The organism is Nonomuraea sp. NPDC049649, assembly GCF_040675175.1.
Taxonomy (GTDB): domain Bacteria; phylum Actinomycetota; class Actinomycetes; order Streptosporangiales; family Streptosporangiaceae; genus Nonomuraea.
In genome coordinates, this window is the sequence record NZ_JBFAOH010000004.1 from 346,983 (window position 1) to 364,038 (window position 17,056).

The window sequence follows — 17,056 nt, forward strand, 5'->3', positions numbered from 1 at the left end:
GAGGGGGGAGGGTACGGGGTGACAGCCATGCGTCCCCTCCCGTCGCCGTCGGGGAGGGCATGACGGTCGATCAGCCGTCATGCGGCTGGACGCGCGGCGGGGGAGGGTGCGGGGGTGGTAGCCATGCGTTCTGTCATTGAGGCCCCCGTCCGTCGTCGGCTCGTGCGTTATCGTGAGTGCCGACTTGTGATCGCGTCGCGGGCGGACGGGCGATGGCTCACCTCGGTTCCCAGCGCTACGACTCGGCGGCCAGGCAGCTTGAGCGGACCGCCGCGCGCACCGCTGCCGCGGCGCGGGGTGTCATGGGCGTGGTGGTGGCCGTCGCGGCGGCGCTCGGCGCGCTCCCGCCCGTCTCGGTCGCCTGGCTGGCGCCCGCGCTGGCGGTCGAGCTCGGGTGGACGGCCCTGTTCCTGTGGCGGTGGTGGCGCGGGCTGCCGTTACCGGGCTGGCTGGTGGCGGGCGACGTGGCCGTCACCGTCGCGCTCTGCCTCGCGCAGCGCCATCTGGTGGCGGCGGAGGCGCTGGCGGGCGGCGCGAGCTGGGTCGCGGGGCTGGTGACGATGACGATCATCGTGCCCGCCGTCGTCTGGCGTCCCCCGGTGGCCGTGCCGATCGGGCTGGCCGTGGCGCTGGCTTATCTCACCGGGGTGCGGCTCGCCGACCCCGGGCAGGACGTGACCGTCTCGCTCGGCATCCACCTCGTCCAGGTGCTGGGGATCGCGGTGCTGATGACGCTGCTGCGCCGCTCCGCCGCCTCCGCCGACGGCTTCCTGCGGCAGAGCGCCCGCGCCGGCGCCGCCCTCATGGTGGAACGCCTGCGCCGCGAGGACGAGCTGAAACAGGTCGGCAGCGTGCATGAGACGTCCCTGCACACCCTCACCATGGTCGGCCTGGGAACCTACGACGGCCCCTCGGCCACGCTGCGCGCCCAGGCCGCGGCCGACCTGGCCGCGCTGGAGAGGCTGCGCGACGCGCCCAGCCCCGACGGCGCCCCCATCGCCCTCGACGCGCTGCTCGACCAGGTGGCCGAGCGCGCCACCGGGCTCCGGGTACGCAGGACGCTGTCGCGCGAGACCGTGCCCGGCGAGGTGGCGGAGAGCTTCGCCCGCGCCGTCGCCGAGGCGCTGTCCAACGTGGCGCGGCACGCGGGCGTGCGCGAGGCCGAGCTGACCGCCAGCAGCCGCGACGGCGAGATCCGGGTGGAGGTCGCCGACCACGGCCGCGGCTTCGACCGGGACCGGCTGCCGCCCGACCGGTTCGGGGTGCGCGGCTCCATCCTCGACACCATGCGAGCCCTGCCCAACGGCGGCGCCGACGTCCGCTCCGGCGGCGACGGCACCCGGGTCACCCTCTGGTGGCGGCCATGACGGGCGACATCGAGCAGGTGGCGCGGCGCTACGCCCGCTACACCGCGATCGGCGCCGTCGTGATCGCCGCGGCCTGGCACGTCGGCTACGACCTGACGGTCACCGTCACCGGCTGGCAGGACTTCCGCTGGCCCGCGCTGGCCGCCGTCGCCTGGGTCGTGCACACCGCGGTCGGCGCCGTCGCCGCCGTCGCCCTGTTACGCGGCGCCGAGCCGCCCAGGACGGCGCTGCTCGCGGCCGTGGCGCTGGCCGTGACCGTCATGGTCATCCTGGCCTGCCGCCCGGCCGACCTGCTCGGCACCATCGACTGGGGCTGGGGCTCGGTCGGCTGGATCGGCGTCATGCTGCTGTGGCACCGCCCGCGCCGGCGGGCCGAGCTGATCGTCTTCCTGGCCGCGAACGCCGGGATCATGCTGGCCGCGATGGCCGTCACCGGCGCCTTCGACCGGGTCTCGGTCGCCAAGTACCTCGTCGTGGTGGCGGGCAGCGTCACCCTGCAGCTCGGCTACAGCGTCGGCTGTCACGCGCTGCGCGCCAGCGCCCAGGACGCGACGCTGCTGGCCCGCCGGCTGGCCGCCGACGACGCCTGGCGGATGTCCGCCCAGCGCATCCACGCCGACCGGCTGCGCCGCTACGCCGCCATCCGCGACGTGGCGGAGGACCTGCTGGAACGGCTCGCCGACGGCGCCGACCCCGGCGACGCGCGCGTCCGCGAGGAGTGCACGGCCGGAGCCCTGCGGCTGCGCCGCCTCATCACCGAGCGGGAGGACGTGCCCGACGCGCTGGTGACGGAGCTGCGCGAGCACCTGGACGCCGCCGAACGGCGGGGGGTGCTGGTGACGGCCCCGCCGTTCGGCGGCACGCTGCCCGACCTGGCCGACCGTGTCCGCCGCGACCTGCTCAGGGCGCCGCTCCAGGCGCTGGACGGGGCCAGGTCGCAGGCCAGGGTCACCGTCTCGGCCATGTCGAGCATGGTGAGCGTGGCCGTCGTGGCCGACAGCGACGACCTGCCCGTCAGCCCCGAGCCGATGCGGGAGGCTAGCGGGGTCGTCGTCACCTATCAGCGGCAAGGAGGTGAGGTATGGGTCAACAGCGTGTGGCAGGCCCCGTGACGGTCGTCCTGGTCGAGGACCACCAGGTGGTGGTGGACGGCGTCCGGTCCTGGTTCGGCCAGGACGGCCCGGTGCGGCTCGTCGCGCAGGGGCCCAGCATCGAGTCCGTCCGGGGCGTCGCCGCCGACGTGCTGCTCCTCGATCTCAACCTCAACGGCACGATGATCGTCGACCGGATCGGGGAGCTGTGCGCGGGCGGGCAGCGGGTCGTCGTCTTCTCCGAGCACGAGGAGCCCGAGACGGTCCGGGCCGTGCTGGACGCGGGCGCGTCGGCCTTCATCGGCAAGGGCCGGGCCACCCGCGAGTCGTGCGTGGAGACCATCCTGGAGGTGGCCGCCGACCGGCCCAGCGTCACCCCGCCGATGGCGCAGGCGATCGCCACCGACGAGAACCCGCACCGGCCCCAGCTCTCCGAGAAGGAGCGGCTGGCGCTGCTCTACTGGTTCCAGTCCATGTCCAAGGCGTCGGTGGCGGCCCGGATGGGCGTCAAGGAGCGGACCGTGCGCCAGTACATCGACCGGGCCAGGGTCAAGTACGCGGCGGCCGGCCGGCCCGCCCCCACCAAGGAGAAGCTGCTGATCTGCGCCATCCAGGACGGCTTGATCAGCCCCGGCGAGGTGGACGTCTACACCTCGCTGGCCGCCCGGCCCTCCGACCGGTAGACGATCCGGCCGTCCAGCATGGTCAGCCAGGCGTCCACGCCGGACAGCGCGTCGGCGGGCAGCGCCTGGACGTCGGCGTCGAGCACCACCACGTCGGCCAGCTTGCCCGGGGAGAGCGAGCCGATCCGGTCCTCCATGCGCAGCGCGTACGCCGCGTCGAGGGTGTGCGCCCGCAGCGCCTCCTCCAGCGTGACGGCCTGGTCGGCGCCGATCGGGCCGCCCTCGCGGGTGCGGCGGCGCACCGCGTTGGAGATCGTCTCCATGGGCCGCAGGGACGAGACGAACGAGTCGCTCGACAGCACCGGGCGCAGCCCCGCGTCCAGCTCCTCCCGCATCGGCTGCAGCCGGTGCGCCCTGCTGTCGCCGAGGCGGCGCACGAAGTCCGTGCCGCTGTCGTACAGGAAGTTGGGCTGGTTGACCGGGATGACGCCGAGCGCGGCGAACTCGCGCACCTGCGCCGGCGTCGGGTAGCCGCAGTGCTCGATGCGCGGCCGGGCGTCGTCGCCGCTCACCGCGACCGCGGCCCTGATCGCGTCGAGCGTGTAGCCCATCGCCCGGTCGCCCTGGGTGTGCACGCCGACCTGCCAGCCCGCCGCCGCGGCCCGCCGCACCAGGTCGGTGAGCTCCTCCGGCCGGTGGTAGAGCGTGCCGGTGAAGTTGTCGCCGTACGGTTCGCCGAACATCGCGGTGCCGCCCAGGAGCGTGCCGTCGCAGTAGAACTTCATCGCGCCGAACCGCAGCCGGTCGTCGCCGAACGGCCCGGCCAGGCCGATCGAGGCCAGCTCGTCCAGCATGTGCGACAGCGGCATGACCACCGTGCGCACCGGCAGGGTGCCCGCGTTCCACGCCGAGCGGTAGATCTCCAGCTCGCGGCGCGACACCTGCGGGTCGCACACGGTGGTGACGCCGGCCTTCAGGTACGGTTCGGCGGCCATCTCCAGCCAGGAGCGCAGCTGCTCGCGCGGCAGGTCGACGTGGAAGTTCGGCCCGTGGCAGCCGATGTCGACGGCCACGGGCAGCAGCAGCTCCATCGCCGAGTCCAGCACCATCCCGGTCAGCCGGCCGGCCTCGTCCCGGACGAACGCGCCGCCCGGCGGGTCGGCCACGTCCTCGCCGATGCCGCGCCAGGCCAGCGCCGCCGAGTTCACCACGGCCTGGTGACCGGAGACGTGGTAGACGATCACCGGGTGCTCGGTGGTGGCCTCGTCCAGGTGGCGGCGGGTGGGCCGGCCGCCGGGGAACTTCGCGTCGTCCATGCCGTACGCGCGGATCCACTGGCCCGCCGGGGTCCTGGCGGCCTCGGCGGCGATCCGGGCCACCAGGTCCTCCGCGCTCGCCACGCCCGGGTAGCGGGCGTCCACCGCCACCAGCGACTCCGCCGTGGACAGCAGGTGGTTGTGCGGGTCGATGAAGCCGGGCAGCACGCTGCGCCCGCCCGCCGGCACGACCTCCGCGCCCGGCCCGGCCGCGGCCAGCACGTCGGGCTCCCGCCCGACGGCCAGCACGCGGCCGTCGCGCGCGGCCACGGCCTCCGCGACGGGGTTGGCCGGGTCCATGGTGATGACCTTGCCGCCGGTGATGACGATGGTGGACACGCGAGTCTCCTTACGGGATCAGTGGATGGCCGGGCCGGTCGGGGCGGGGTCGCGGAACCGGGGCGCCACGGACAGGCAGATCGCGCTCAGCGCGCACATGCCGATGAGCAGCCCCACGGCCGGCCAGGCGGCGCCGCCCGCGGCGCCCACCAGGGCGGTCGCGACGAGCGGGGACAGGCCGCCGAAGATCGCACCGGCGCCCTGGTAGGCGAGCGAGATGCCGGTGTAGCGCACCTGCGCCGGGAACATCTCGGACAGGATGGCCGCCATCGGACCGTACGTACCCGACGTCGCCAGCCGCATCAGGCCCAGCATGGCGAAGATGAGCAAGGCGTTCTGCGAGCCGAGCACCGCGAACTGCGGCACGGCCAGCGCGGCGGTGATCACCAGGCAGACGATCACGACCTTGCGGCTGCCCAGCCGGTCGCCCACCCAGGCGATGCCGAGGGTGGCCACCAGCTCGACGAACGCGGCGAAGCTGAGGCCGCTGAGGATGAGCTGCTCGGACGCGCCGACCGACTCGCCGGTCGCGTACGCCAGCAGGAAGGTGGTGAGGATGTAGTACCCGCCGACGGCCACCGGCAGCGTGCCGATGCCGAACAGCACCGACCGCCAGGACAGCCGGAACACTTCCTTGATCGGCGTGGCGGCCTTCTCCACCTTCTCGAAGACGGGCGACTCCTCGACGCGGAGCCGGATGAACAGGCCCACGAACACCAGCACGGCCGAGACGATGAACGGCACCCGCCAGCCCCACGAGTGCAGCACGTCGTCGCCGAGCATCGTGATGAGGCTGAACGCGCCGGTCGCCAGGAGCGCGCCGGCCGGGTTGCCGAGCTGGGCGAACCCGCCGAAGAAGGTCTTGCGGCCCTCCGGCGCGTGCTCGACCGCCATCAGCACGGCCCCGCCCCACTCGCCGCCGACCGCCAGGCCCTGCACGAAACGGAGCGCCACCAGCAGCGTCGGCGCGAGCACGCCGATCGACTCGTACGTGGGCAGCACGCCGACCGCGAAGGTGGCGACACCCATCATGACCAGCGTCACCACCAGCGCCGACTTGCGGCCCACCCGGTCGCCGAAGTGGCCGAACACGATGCCGCCGAGCGGCCGGGCGAAGAACCCGACGGCGTAGGTGGCGAACGACGCCATGAGGGCGACCGTGGGGCTGGAGGCGTTGGGGAAGAAGAGGTCGCCGAAGACCAGCGCGGCGGCTGTGGCGTAGATGTAGAAGTCGTACCACTCGATCGTGGTGCCGACGAAGGCGGCGCCGGCCGCCCTGTTGGCGCGGTTCATGGGGTCCTCCGGGGTCTTTCAGGGGGTGGGTTGACGATATGCGCAGGTCACAGCACCGGCCCCCGGGACAAACCGCACCGTTGGCGATGAATTAGAGTGCGGTATGCACCTTGCGGAGGATGAGTCATGGCCCTGACCGTCGCCCAGGTGATGACGCTGCCCGGGATGAACATGCGCCTGCTCGCCGGCCGGGCCGGGCTGGGCCGGGAGGTCCGCTGGGCACACGTGTCCGAGCTGACCGACCCGGTGCCGTGGCTGCGCGGCGGCGAGCTGATCCTGACCATCGGGCTCGGCCTGCCCTCCGGGGCGGAGGGGCGTCGCGCGTACGTCGAGCTGGTCGCTGACCTTCACCCTGCCCGCCGAGACCTGCACCACCCCATGACCCCCGGGAACGCCAGGAGGATGACGTCCCGCGGCGGGTGGAGGCGCTGCCCGGCAGGGAGGCGGTCGACGTGGGCAGGCTGGAGGAGGCGCTGCGCGAGCTGGACGGCGAGCCCGCGATCGTGGTGGCGAACGCCGGCACGGTCAACACCGTCGACTTCGACGACCTGCGGGCGATCGTCGCGCTGCGCGAGCGGTACCGGTTCTGGCTGCACGTGGACGCCGCCTTCGGGGCTTTCGCGGCGCTCTCGCCCGGCCACGCCCAGCTGGTGGCCGGGCTCGGTGAGGCGGACTCGGTCTGCGTCGACCTGCACAAGTGGCTGAACGTCCCGTACGACAGCGCCGTGCAGTTCACCCGCCGCCGCGACCTGCAGACGCGGGTCTTCCGGAACGCCGCCGCCTACCTGGGCCCGGCCGGCGACGAGCCCGACTTCGTCGACCTGACCCCGGAGAACTCCCGGCGGCTGCGGGCGCTGGCGGCCTGGTTCACGCTCGCCGCGTACGGGCGCGACGGCCACGCGGAGATCGTCCGGCGCGGCGCCGCGCTCGCGGCCCGGCTGGGCGAGCGCCTGGCCGCCATGCCCGCCTACCGGCTGCTCGCCCCGGTCAGGCTCAACGTCGTCTGTTTCACCCTCGCCGCCGACCCCGGCCGCGCCGGCGAGGTGGCGCGGTCGGTCGCCGAGTCGGGCGAGGCGTTCGTCACCCCCACCGTGTACGGGGGCGTGCCCGCGCTGCGGGCTGCCTTCTCCAACTGGCGTACGACCGAGGCCGACGTCGACCGGGTGGCCGGGGCGCTGGCTCGGGCGGCGGGCTAACCCCAGACCCGCCGGGCGGTCTCCACGACCAGTTCCAGCTTGCGCCGTTCGTCGTCGACCGTGAGCAGGTTGCCCCGGGCGGTGGAGGCGAAGCCGCACTGCGGGCTGATCGCCAGATTCTCCAGCGGTACGTAGCGCGACGCCTCGTCGATGCGGCGGCGCAGCTCGTCCACCGGCTCCAGGGTCGGCACCTTGGACGAGATCAGCCCGAGCACGACCGTGGTGCCCTCGGGGACGAACCGCAGCGGCTCGAACCCGCCCGCCCGCTCGGTGTCGTACTCCAGCAGGAACCGGTCCACCGGCACCCCGGTGAACAGCCGCTCGGCGATCGGCTCGTAGCCGCCGCTGGACATCCAGGCGCTGCGGTTGTTGCCGCGGCAGATGTGCATGCCGACGGTGACGTCCGGGTCGATGGCCTTGGCGGCGCGGACCAGCTCGGCGTCCACCGCGACCGTCGCCTCCAGGATGGCGTCCGGGCCGGGAGCTTCGGGGCCGAGCATGCGCTCGCGGAACGCGGGGTCGATGACGAAGTTGTAGCTCAGCGAGTCGAACTGGATCCAGCGCACCCCTCGCTCGATCAGGCCCCTGATCTCCTCGACGCGCAGCGCGATCAGGTCGCGCATCATCGCTTCCGGGTCGGGATAGGCGGCGTCGCTGACCCCCGGCCGCCAGAGCAGGTTGCCCATGGACGTGCTCATCATGGTGATCTTGTAGGGGCCGGGGGCGTGCTGGGCCAGGAAACCGGCCTCGGCGGCGGTGAGGTTCCGCTTCTGGGTGAGCTTGGCGTTCGCGGCGACCATCTCGAACGCCGTCTCCTCCGGCGGCGCCTCCCCGTCCTCGCGGAACCAGGCCGACGAGGGCGGCGGCGCGGGCACCACGCCGCCGAGCGACTCCAGCAGCCCGGCCATCCAGGTGGCCCGGCGCATCTCGCCGTCGGTGAAGACCTCGATCCCGGCGTCGCGCTGCAACTGGAGCGCGGCGAGCACCGCGTCGTCCTCCAGCTTCGCCAGCGTCTCGGCGCTCAGCTCGCCGCGCTGGTGCGCCTCGCGGGCGTCGAGCAGCTCGGGCGGCCTGAGCAGGCTGCCGACGTGCTCGGCGTGGTGGATGGGCATGCTTCCTCCCCGTTCGTCGTCAGGTGGAGCGTCCGCCCCACACTCTCCGCTCCCGGCGGCGGCTCGTCCATCCCCTGACCCACGGGTCTTGATTAATTAATAAAATACGAATACTGTCTCCATCCAATCGGAACCCCCAGCTCAGGCGGTCCGTGGAAGGAGTCAGCATGCGCTCGAAGCTCGCCCGGGCAGCGGCCGCCCTCGCCGCCGTCACCCTCGCCGCGGCCTGCGGCGCCGGTGAGCCCGCCGCCGACGGCGGCGGCGACCCGGCCCAGCCCGTCGAACTGACGTTCTGGTCCTGGGTGCCCGACATCCAGAAGGCCGTGGACGCGTTCAACGCCGCCCACCCGGACATCAAGGTCAACCTGGAGACCGTCACCCCCGGCCCCGACGGCGGCTACGCCAAGATGCTCGCGGCCGTGAAGGCCGGCAACGCCCCCGACGTGGCCCAGGTCGGCTACGACTCGCTGCCCTCCTTCCTCGTCAACGGCGCGCTCGAGGACGTCACCGAGCACGCCGAGGGCCACGCGGGCAAGTTCGTCGACTGGCAGTGGCAGACCGGCGTCTTCGCCGGCAAGGTCTACGCGATCCCGCAGGCCAGCGGGCCGATGGGCTTCTACTACCGCAAGGACCTGTTCGACAAGTGGGGCGTCGAGCCGCCCAAGACCTGGGACGACTTCGCCGCCGCCGCCAAGACCATCCAGGAGAAGGACGAGGACGCCTACATCTCGACCTTCGCCGCCAACCAGGCGCCCTGGATGATCGCCCTGGCCCAGCAGGCCGGTCAGCAGTGGTTCGGCATCGAGGGCGACTCCTGGAAGGTCACCATCGACAACCCCGACACCCGCAGGATGGCCGGCCTCTGGCAGAAGCTGCTCGACGACAAGCTCGTCAAGACCGTCGCCGACATGTCCAACGGCTGGTACAAGGACCTGCAGACCGGCAGCATCGCCGGCTGGATCGGCGGCTCGTGGGGTGACGCGATCATCCGCGGCAACGCCCCCGGCACCTCCGGCAAGTGGGCCGTCGCGCCGATCCCGCAGTGGCCCGGCGCCGGCGAGTTCACCTCGGCGAGCTGGGGCGGCGGCTCCGCCTCGGCCATCCTGAAGGGCACCGGCAACCCCGCGGCCGCCACCGAGTTCGCCGTCTGGCTCAACAGCGACCCCGCGAGCGTCGACATCCTGCTCTCCGCGGGCTACGGCTGGCCCTCCGTCAAGGACACCGGCCAGATCCCCAGCCTCCAGCAGGACGACACCGTCTTCCCGTTCTACGGCGGGCAGAACATCTGGGACGTCTTCAAGGAGGCCGACGCCGCCGTCTCCCTCGACTGGCGCTGGCCCCCGGTGAGCGACGCCCTCTACGCCACCCTCACCGACAACGCCAAGGCCGCCGTCGAGGGGAACGGCACGCTCGCCGACGCCATCGCCAAGACCCAGCAGGCGATGGTCGAGGAGATGAAGGCCAAGGGCCTGAACGTGACGGGCGGCTGACGATGACGGGGGTGCTGCAGCGGACGCCGGGCACCGGGACGGGGGCGCCTGCCCAGGCGCGGCGGCGCCCCCGCCGTCTCCGGCCGCACGTCCTGGTCTTCGTCGCGCCTTTCTTCACCGCCTTCGCGCTGTTCTTCCTGGCGCCGATCGGCTACGCGATCTACCAGAGCTTCTTCAAGCTCACCAGCAGCGGGCTCGGCCTGACCGAGCCGACGGTGGACTTCGCCGGGCTGGGCAACTACGTCACCGCGCTCACCGACGAGGCGTTCACCGGCAGCGTCGTACGGGTGCTGGTGTTCAGCGCCATCGAGGTGCCGATCATGGTGGTCTGCGCGCTCGGGCTGGCGCTGCTGCTCGACTCGGCCAGGGCCCGTTTCCGGGCGTTCTTCCGGGTCTCGTACTTCCTGCCGTACGGGGTGCCCGGCGTGATCGCCTCGCTGCTGTGGGGCTTCCTGTACGTGCCGCAGACCAGCCCGCTGGTCGACCTGCTGGCCGCGGCCGGGCTGCCGCACGACTTCCTGCGCGCCGACACGATCCTGCTGGCCATCGCCAACATCGCCACCTGGCAGTTCGCCGGCTACAACATGCTGGTCCTCATCGCCGGGCTGCAGGCCGTCCCGCGCGAGCTGTACGAGGCCGCCCGGGTCGACGGCGCCGGCGAACTGCGCATCGCCTGGCACATCAAGATCCCGCTGGTGCGGGCGCCGCTGATCCTCATCACCGTCTTCACCCTCATCGGCACCCTTCAGCTCTTCGTCGAGCCGCTCATCCTCAAGCCCATGACCACCGCCATCACCAGCGACTACACACCCAACCTGGCCGCCTACAACCAGGCCTTCGGTCAGGCCAACACCCACCTCGCCTCCGCCATGGCCACGCTGATCGCCATCATGGCGTTCGTGATCTCGTTCGGCTTCCTGCGGCTGGTCAACCGGAAGGGGAACCGCGCATGGTGAACCGCATCAGGCCGGGCACCGTCGTGGTGCTGGCGCTGCTGTTCGCGGCGGCGGCCTACTTCCTGCTGCCGGTCGTGTGGGTGCTGATCGCCGCGACCAAGAGCACCGCCGACCTGTTCGGCACCTTCGGTCTCTGGTCGCCCGACCCGCAGCTCGGGCAGAATCTGTCCCGGCTCTTCGGCACGGGCGTCTTCGGGCGGTGGATCGTCAACAGCTTCCTCTACGCGGGCCTGGGCGCGCTCGCCGCCACCCTGCTCTCGACCGCGGCCGGCTACGCGATGGCCAAATACCCCTTCACAGGGCGCGAGGCGCTGTTCAACCTGGTGCTCGCCGGGGTCCTGGTGCCCCCCACCGTGCTGGCGCTGCCCACCTACCTGATCTTCAGCGAGGCCGGGATGACGGGCACGTTCTGGTCGGTGCTGCTGCCCGGCATCGTCAGCCCGTTCGGCGTCTACCTGGCGCGCATCCACGCCAACGCCGCCATCCCGGACGCGCTGCTGGAGTCGGCGCGGCTCGACGGCGCGGGGGAGTACCGCATCTTCGTCTCCATCGGCCTGAAGATCATGAGCCCGGCGCTGGTCACGATCTTCCTGTTCCAGTTCATCAGCATCTGGAACAACTACTTCCTCCCCCTGGTCATGCTGTCCGACCAGAACCTCTACCCCGTCACGCTGGGTCTCGGCCTGTGGAACTCGCAGACCTTCCGCGACCCGGCCTTCTTCGAGCTCACGGTCACCGGCGCCGCGGTGTCCGCGCTCCTCCTCGTCCTCACCATGGCCTCGCTCCAGCGCTTCTGGCGGGCCGGTCTCACCGCAGGGAGCGTGAAGGAATGAAGCACGACCGAATCCACTTCGGTGCCGACTACAACCCCGAGCAGTGGCCGCGCGAGGTGTGGCCGGAAGACATCCGCCTCATGCGCGAGGCCGGCGTCACCGCCGTCACGCTCGGCATCTTCTCTTGGGCGAGCGTCGAGCCCGAGCCGGGCCGCCACGACTTCTCCTGGCTGGACGAGGTCATGGACCTGCTCGGCGAGGCCGGCATCGCGGTCAGCCTGGCCACCGGCACCGCCTCGCCGCCGACCTGGTTCTCCCGCCTGCACCCGGAGACGCTGCCGGTGAACCGCGACGGCGTGCGCCTGTCGCCCGGCTCCCGCCAGCACTACTGCCCCAGCTCGCCCGTCTACCGCGAGGCCGCCGCCGGCCTCGCCGCCCTGTTCGCCAAGCGGTACGGCACGCACCCGGCGCTCGCCCTGTGGCACGTCGGCAACGAGTACGGCTGCCACGTCCGCGAGTGCTACTGCGAGGTGTCGACCGAAGACTTCCGCGCCTGGCTGCGCGCCCGGTACGGCGACCTCGACACCCTCAACGACGCCTGGTCCACCACGTTCTGGAGCCAGCGGGTGAGCGACTGGGCCGACGTGCTGCCGCCCCGCACCGCGCCCACCTTCCGCAACCCCGCCCAGGAGCTCGACTTCCGGCGCTTCAGCTCCGACGCCCTGCTGGCCTGCTACCGGGCCGAGCGGGAGGTGCTGCGCGAGCTGACCCCCGGCGTGCCGATCACCACCAACCTGATGGGCATGTGGGAGGCGGTCGCCGACTACCCCTCCTGGGCGCCCGAGCTGGACGTGGTGGCGCTCGACCTCTACCCCGAGCCCAAGGACCCGGCCGCGCACGTCGACGCCGCCTTCTTCCACGACCAGATGCGCTCGCTCGGCGGCGGCCGGCCCCACCTGATGATGGAGACCGCCACCAGCGCCATCAGCTACCGCCCGCCCAACCGGCCCAAACGCGCGGGGCTGAACCGGCTCTGGAGCCACCAGGCCGTCGCGCGCGGCGCCGACGGGGTCATGTACTTCCAGTGGCGGGCCTCGGCCGGCGGCGCGGAGAAGTTCCACTCCGCCGTCGTCTCCCACGGCGGCAGCGACAACCGGATCTTCCGCGAGACCGCCGCGCTCGGCGCCGAGCTGGCCGGGCTGCGGGACGTGGCGGGCACGCGGGTGCCCGCCGAGGTGGCGCTCGTCTTCGACTACGCCAACTGGTGGTCGCTGGAGCTCGACGCCCGGCCCGCCGAGCTGCGGATCCCCGAGCGGGTACGCGCCCACTACCTGCCGCTCTGGCGGGAGAACGTCACGGTCGACGTGGTCACCCCCGAGGCCGACCTGTCCGGCTACCGGCTCGTCGTGGTGCCCAACCTCTACCTGTGCACCGACGAGGCGGCGGCCAACCTGCGCCGCCACGTCGAGGGCGGCGGCCACCTGCTGATGTCGTTCTTCAGCGGGATCGCCGACGCCTGCGACCGGATCCGGCTCGGCGGCTACCCGGGTGCCTTCCGCGACCTGCTCGGGCTCCGCGTGGAGGAGTTCTGGCCGCTCAGCGGGGGCGAGACGGCCCGCCTCGACACCGGCCGGCAGGCCGACCTGTGGGCCGACCACATCGTGCCCGAGGGGGCCGAGGTGCTCGCCCGGTACGTCGACGGCCCGCTGGCCGGGGAGCCCGCCGTCACCCGGCATGCCTTCGGCGCGGGCACCGCCACCTACCTGGGCACCCGCCCGGACGAGCGGGCCATGCGGGAGCTCGTGCGCGACACCCTGCGCCGGGCGGGCGTGCGGCCGGTCGCCTTCGGGCTGCCCGAGGGGGTGGAGGCGGTCCGCAGGGGCGACCGCCTGTTCCTGCTCAACCACAACGACCACCCGGTCCTGGCGGCCGGGACCGAGCTGGCGCCGCTCGGCGTCGCCGTGCTGAAGGAGGGCCGATGAGCGGCTTCGCGGGCCGTACCGCGGTGGTGACGGGGGCGGCCTCCGGCATCGGCGCGGCCACCGCCGCCCGCCTGGCGGCCGGGGGCGCGCGGGTACTCGCCGTGGACCTCGCCGACGACCTCGCCGAGACCCCCCTCGGGATCTCCGGCGGGAACTCCGCGGAAACCACCGGCGGGACTACCTGGGACCCCGACGGGAGCAACGCCGGGACCACCGCAGGGGAGCGGTCGGCGGGCCGGGTGACGTACCTGCGGGGTGATGTCGCCGACGAGGAGACCTGGCGGCGGGTGGCCGCCGAAGGGCCGATCGACGTGATCGTCAGCAACGCGGCCGCCGTCGAGGTCGCGCCCGCCCACGAGACCTCGCTGCAGTCGTGGCGGCGGCAGCTCGACGTCGGGCTCACCGCCACCTTCCTGGCCGCCCGCACGCTGCTGCCGGGCATGACCGCCGGGTCGATGGTCGTCACCTCGTCGGTGCACGCCCTCGTCGGCCTGCCGGGCCACCCGGCCTACGCGGCGGCCAAGGGCGGGCTGACCGCGCTCACCCGGCAGCTCGCCGTCGAGTACGGCCCCGCCGTCCGGGTCAACGCGGTGATCCCCGGGCCGATCATGACCCCGGCCTGGGACCGGGTAGACGAGGAGGGAAGGGCGGACAGCGTCAGGGCGACCGTCCTGGGCCGGTTCGGGGCCCCCGAGGAGGTGGCGTCCGTGATCGCCTTCCTCGCCTCGGCGGAGGCCTCATTCGTCACCGGCGCGTGCGTGGTCGTCGACGGCGGATGGAGCATCGTGAAGGACTCGGCATGACTCGCTCGTACGGAGGCAGGGGCCTGCACGGCCAGACCGTCGAGGCGCTCGCTGCGATGATCTTCGGCGGGGAGGTCAGGGAAGGCGGCACCCTCGACGTGCACGCGCTGCGCGAACGCCTCGGCGTCAGCTCCACCGCGCTGCGCGAGGCCATGAAGGTGCTCGCCGCCAAGGGGCTCATCGGCGCCAAGCCCAAGCTCGGCACCTACGTGCGGCCCCGCGCCGACTGGCACCTGCTCGACGGCGACGTGATCCGGTGGAAGTTCGCCGGCGGCCCCGACCCCGGCTTCCTGCGCGACCTGCACGAGCTGCGCGCCGTCGTGGAGCCGCCGGTCGCCCGGTTCGCCGCGCTCCGCCGTACGCCCGAGCAGCTCGCCACGCTGGAACGGGCGCTGGGCCGGATGGCGGACGGCAGCGACCCGGTCGAGACCGACCTGGCCTTCCACCGGGGGTTGCTGGAGGCCGCCGGCAACGAGCTGATGGCCCGGCTGGAGGTCGTGCTGGGCCCCGGGCTGGCCGGGCGCGACCGGCTGGTGCACGGGTCCGAACACACCGACGACCCGGTGCCCAGCCACCTGGCGGTGCTGGAGGCGATCAGGAAGGGCGACGCCGATGCCGCCGAGCAGGCCATGCGCGACCTGCTCGACAAGGCCTGGCGCGACGTGGAGGAGCTGCTGTGAAGATCACCAGGATCGAGACGTTCCTGGTCCCGCCCCGCTGGCTGTTCTGCCGCGTGGAGACCGACGACGGCATCGTCGGCTGGGGCGAGCCGGTCGTGGAGGGCCGCGCCGAGGTCGTCCGCGCCGCCGTGGACGTGCTGGCGGAGCTGCTCATCGGCCAGGACCCGCTGCGCGTCGAGGACAACTGGCAGGTGCTCACCAAGGGCGGCTTCTACCGGGGCGGGCCGGTGCTGTCCAGCGCGGTCGCCGGGCTCGACCAGGCGCTGTGGGACATCACCGGCAAGCACTACGGCGCCCCGGTCCACGCGCTGCTCGGCGGACCGGTCCGCGACCGCGTCCGCGTCTACGCCTGGGTCGGCGGCGACGAGCCGGGCGAGCTGCGCGAGGAGATCGCCAAGCAGGTCGAGGCCGGATTCACCGCCGTCAAGATGAACGGCTCCGGCCTGCTGCCGCGCTCCCTCACCGCCGCCGACCTGTCGGCGGTGCTGGACCGCGCCGAGACGGCCAGGTCCGTGCTCGGCCCCGGCCGCGACTTCGCGATCGACCTGCACGGCCGGGCCAACGTGGCCGGCGCCAGGCGCATCCTCGCCGCGCTGGAGGACCTGCACCCGATGTTCGTGGAGGAGCCGCTGCTCCCCGAGCACCTCCACCGGCTGTCCGACGTCACCTCCGCCACGCCGGTGCCGATCGCGCTCGGCGAGCGGCTCTACTCCCGCGCCGACTTCCTGCCCGCGCTGAACGCCGGGCTCGCCGTCGCCCAGCCCGACCTGTCGCACGCAGGCGGCATCTCCGAAGTACGGCGGATCGCCGCCCTCGCCGAGACCTTCGACGTCCAGCTCGCCCCGCACTGCCCGCTCGGCCCGATCTCGCTGGCCGCAAGCCTCCAGGTCGGCTTCGCCACACCGAACTTCCTCATCCAGGAGCAGAGCGCGGGCCTGCACTACCACGACGGCGCCGGACTCCTCGACTACGTCATGGACCCGGCGCCGTTCACGTTCACCGGCGGCCACGCCCACCGCACCGACCTGCCCGGCCTCGGCGTCGAGATCGACGAACGGGCCGTCCGGCAGGCCGACCGGAACCCGCACAAGTGGCGCAACCCGCTGTGGCGGCACGACGACGGGTCGGTGGCCGAATGGTGATGAACGCCGAACTGCTCGCCCGTACGAAACTGCTCGCCATCGTGCGCGGCCGCGACCCCGAGGCGTCCGCGCGGGCCGGCCGCGTGCTCGTCGAGGAGGGCATCGACCTGCTGGAAGTGTCGCTCAGCGGCGCCGGCGCGCTCGGCGTCATCGCCGCGCTCCACGCCGAGCTGGGCTCGCGCGCCCTGATCGGCGCCGGCACAGTCCTGACCGAGGCGGACGCCGAGGCCGCCGCCGAGGCGGGGGCACGCTTCGCCGTGACACCCGCCATGAGCGACGGCGCGGCGCGGGCCATCGCGCTCGGGCTGCCGACGCTCGTCGGCGCCATGACCCCCACCGAGGTCTGGCACGCGTGGCAGGCCGGCGCCGTCGCGGTCAAGGTGTTCCCCGCCTCCGCGGGCGGCCCCCGCTACCTCGCCGCGCTGCGCGCCCCGTTCCCCTCGGTGCCGCTGGTTCCCGTCGGCGGCGTGAGCGCCGCCGAGGTCCGCCCCTACCTCGACGCGGGCGCGGTCGCCGTCGGCGTCGGCTCCCCGCTGCTCGGTGACGCGCCGCACGGCGGCCCGGACGGGCTGGAGGCGCTGCGCGAGCGGGCCCGCCGGTTCCGTGCGGAGGTACGGACATGACACTCCCTGTGTCAACCTCAGGCAGCAACGAACTCGTTGAGCGCTGCTGCGGCGCCGTGTTTGGCGGGGTCGTAGGGGACACCGTCGAGCCAGCAGCGCCAGATCACGCGGATCCAGGCGCGGGCCAGCACGCGGACGGCGTGCGGGTGGTCCTTACCCGCCTTGCGGGCGTCGTTGTAGATCTTCGCGGCCCAGGGGCTGGCGTGCCGGCTGTTGTCGGCGAAGGTGGTCAGTGCGACGCGGAAGCGTTTGTTGCAGGCCCAGCGGAAG

15 protein-coding genes and 2 pseudogenes are annotated in these 17,056 nt (G+C 73.1%); 13 read left to right on the top strand and 4 right to left on the bottom strand.

Annotated features, from left to right (window positions below; genetic code table 11):
• The first annotated feature begins 212 nt into the window (after positions 1-212).
• The 3 genes from AB0J42_RS08805 to AB0J42_RS08815 are packed head-to-tail and all read left to right on the top strand — an operon-like array spanning position 213 to position 3,141.
• Positions 213-1,367, top strand: coding sequence for an ATP-binding protein (locus AB0J42_RS08805; RefSeq protein ID WP_364290472.1), 1,155 nt, complete (start codon positions 213-215; stop codon positions 1,365-1,367).
• Positions 1,364-2,479, top strand: a complete 1,116-nt coding sequence (locus AB0J42_RS08810) for a hypothetical protein (protein ID WP_364290474.1) — start codon at positions 1,364-1,366, stop codon at positions 2,477-2,479. Before AB0J42_RS08805 ends, AB0J42_RS08810 begins: the two co-directional genes overlap by 4 nt.
• Complete coding sequence (locus AB0J42_RS08815) at positions 2,449-3,141, top strand: response regulator (protein ID WP_364290476.1); 693 nt, start codon at positions 2,449-2,451, stop codon at positions 3,139-3,141. Before AB0J42_RS08810 ends, AB0J42_RS08815 begins: the two co-directional genes overlap by 31 nt.
• Here AB0J42_RS08815 and AB0J42_RS08820 read toward each other — a convergent pair.
• Together AB0J42_RS08820 and AB0J42_RS08825 are read right to left on the bottom strand one after the other, a co-directional pair.
• The gene (locus AB0J42_RS08820) at positions 3,105-4,736 is read right to left on the bottom strand and encodes an amidohydrolase (RefSeq protein WP_364290478.1); all 1,632 of its coding nucleotides are present in this window, start codon (positions 4,734-4,736) and stop codon (positions 3,105-3,107) included. The genes AB0J42_RS08815 and AB0J42_RS08820 overlap by 37 nt on opposite strands.
• 18 nt (positions 4,737-4,754) lie before the next feature.
• Entirely contained in the window at positions 4,755-6,029 is a 1,275-nt protein-coding gene (locus tag AB0J42_RS08825) for an MFS transporter (RefSeq protein WP_364290480.1), read from the bottom strand.
• 150 nt (positions 6,030-6,179) lie between these two features.
• Here AB0J42_RS08825 and AB0J42_RS08830 point away from each other — a divergent pair.
• Positions 6,180-6,362: pseudogene (locus AB0J42_RS08830) on the top strand (PucR family transcriptional regulator ligand-binding domain-containing protein); the annotation flags it as partial.
• Positions 6,363-6,448: 86 nt separating this feature from the next.
• A complete protein-coding gene (locus tag AB0J42_RS08835; RefSeq protein WP_364290482.1) occupies positions 6,449-7,225 on the top strand; it encodes a pyridoxal-dependent decarboxylase in 777 nt (258 codons plus the stop codon).
• On the opposite strand, the gene AB0J42_RS08840 is transcribed toward AB0J42_RS08835, so the two are convergent.
• The gene (locus AB0J42_RS08840) at positions 7,222-8,337 is read right to left on the bottom strand and encodes a cobalamin-independent methionine synthase II family protein (protein WP_364290484.1); all 1,116 of its coding nucleotides are present in this window, start codon (positions 8,335-8,337) and stop codon (positions 7,222-7,224) included. The two genes, AB0J42_RS08835 and AB0J42_RS08840, sit on opposite strands and share 4 nt — an antisense overlap.
• A 167-nt stretch (positions 8,338-8,504) precedes the next feature.
• On the opposite strand from AB0J42_RS08840, the gene AB0J42_RS08845 reads away from it, so the two are divergent.
• The 8 genes from AB0J42_RS08845 to AB0J42_RS08880 are packed head-to-tail and all read left to right on the top strand — an operon-like array spanning position 8,505 to position 16,786.
• Positions 8,505-9,827: a sugar ABC transporter substrate-binding protein gene (locus tag AB0J42_RS08845; protein WP_364290486.1), complete on the top strand. Its 1,323-nt coding sequence runs from the start codon at positions 8,505-8,507 to the stop codon at positions 9,825-9,827.
• A gap of 2 nt (positions 9,828-9,829) precedes the next feature.
• The gene (locus tag AB0J42_RS08850; RefSeq protein WP_364290487.1) at positions 9,830-10,783 is read left to right on the top strand and encodes a sugar ABC transporter permease; all 954 of its coding nucleotides are present in this window, start codon (positions 9,830-9,832) and stop codon (positions 10,781-10,783) included.
• Entirely contained in the window at positions 10,777-11,616 is an 840-nt protein-coding gene (locus tag AB0J42_RS08855) for a carbohydrate ABC transporter permease (RefSeq protein ID WP_364290489.1), read from the top strand. Before AB0J42_RS08850 ends, AB0J42_RS08855 begins: the two co-directional genes overlap by 7 nt.
• Positions 11,613-13,538, top strand: coding sequence for a beta-galactosidase (locus AB0J42_RS08860; RefSeq protein WP_364290491.1), 1,926 nt, complete (start codon positions 11,613-11,615; stop codon positions 13,536-13,538). The genes AB0J42_RS08855 and AB0J42_RS08860 overlap by 4 nt, the downstream gene beginning before the upstream one ends.
• Positions 13,535-14,341, top strand: a complete 807-nt coding sequence (locus AB0J42_RS08865) for an SDR family oxidoreductase (RefSeq protein WP_364290493.1) — start codon at positions 13,535-13,537, stop codon at positions 14,339-14,341. The genes AB0J42_RS08860 and AB0J42_RS08865 overlap by 4 nt, the downstream gene beginning before the upstream one ends.
• Positions 14,338-15,021: a FadR/GntR family transcriptional regulator gene (locus AB0J42_RS08870; protein WP_364290495.1), complete on the top strand. Its 684-nt coding sequence runs from the start codon at positions 14,338-14,340 to the stop codon at positions 15,019-15,021. The genes AB0J42_RS08865 and AB0J42_RS08870 overlap by 4 nt, the downstream gene beginning before the upstream one ends.
• Positions 15,018-16,163, top strand: a complete 1,146-nt coding sequence (gene dgoD / locus AB0J42_RS08875; protein WP_364290497.1) for a galactonate dehydratase — start codon at positions 15,018-15,020, stop codon at positions 16,161-16,163. The genes AB0J42_RS08870 and dgoD overlap by 4 nt, the downstream gene beginning before the upstream one ends.
• Positions 16,157-16,786: a bifunctional 4-hydroxy-2-oxoglutarate aldolase/2-dehydro-3-deoxy-phosphogluconate aldolase gene (locus AB0J42_RS08880; protein WP_364290499.1), complete on the top strand. Its 630-nt coding sequence runs from the start codon at positions 16,157-16,159 to the stop codon at positions 16,784-16,786. Before dgoD ends, AB0J42_RS08880 begins: the two co-directional genes overlap by 7 nt.
• 17 nt (positions 16,787-16,803) lie before the next feature.
• Here the strand turns inward: AB0J42_RS08880 and AB0J42_RS08885 are convergent.
• Positions 16,804-17,056 (bottom strand): annotated as a pseudogene (locus AB0J42_RS08885) (IS110 family transposase); the annotation flags it as partial.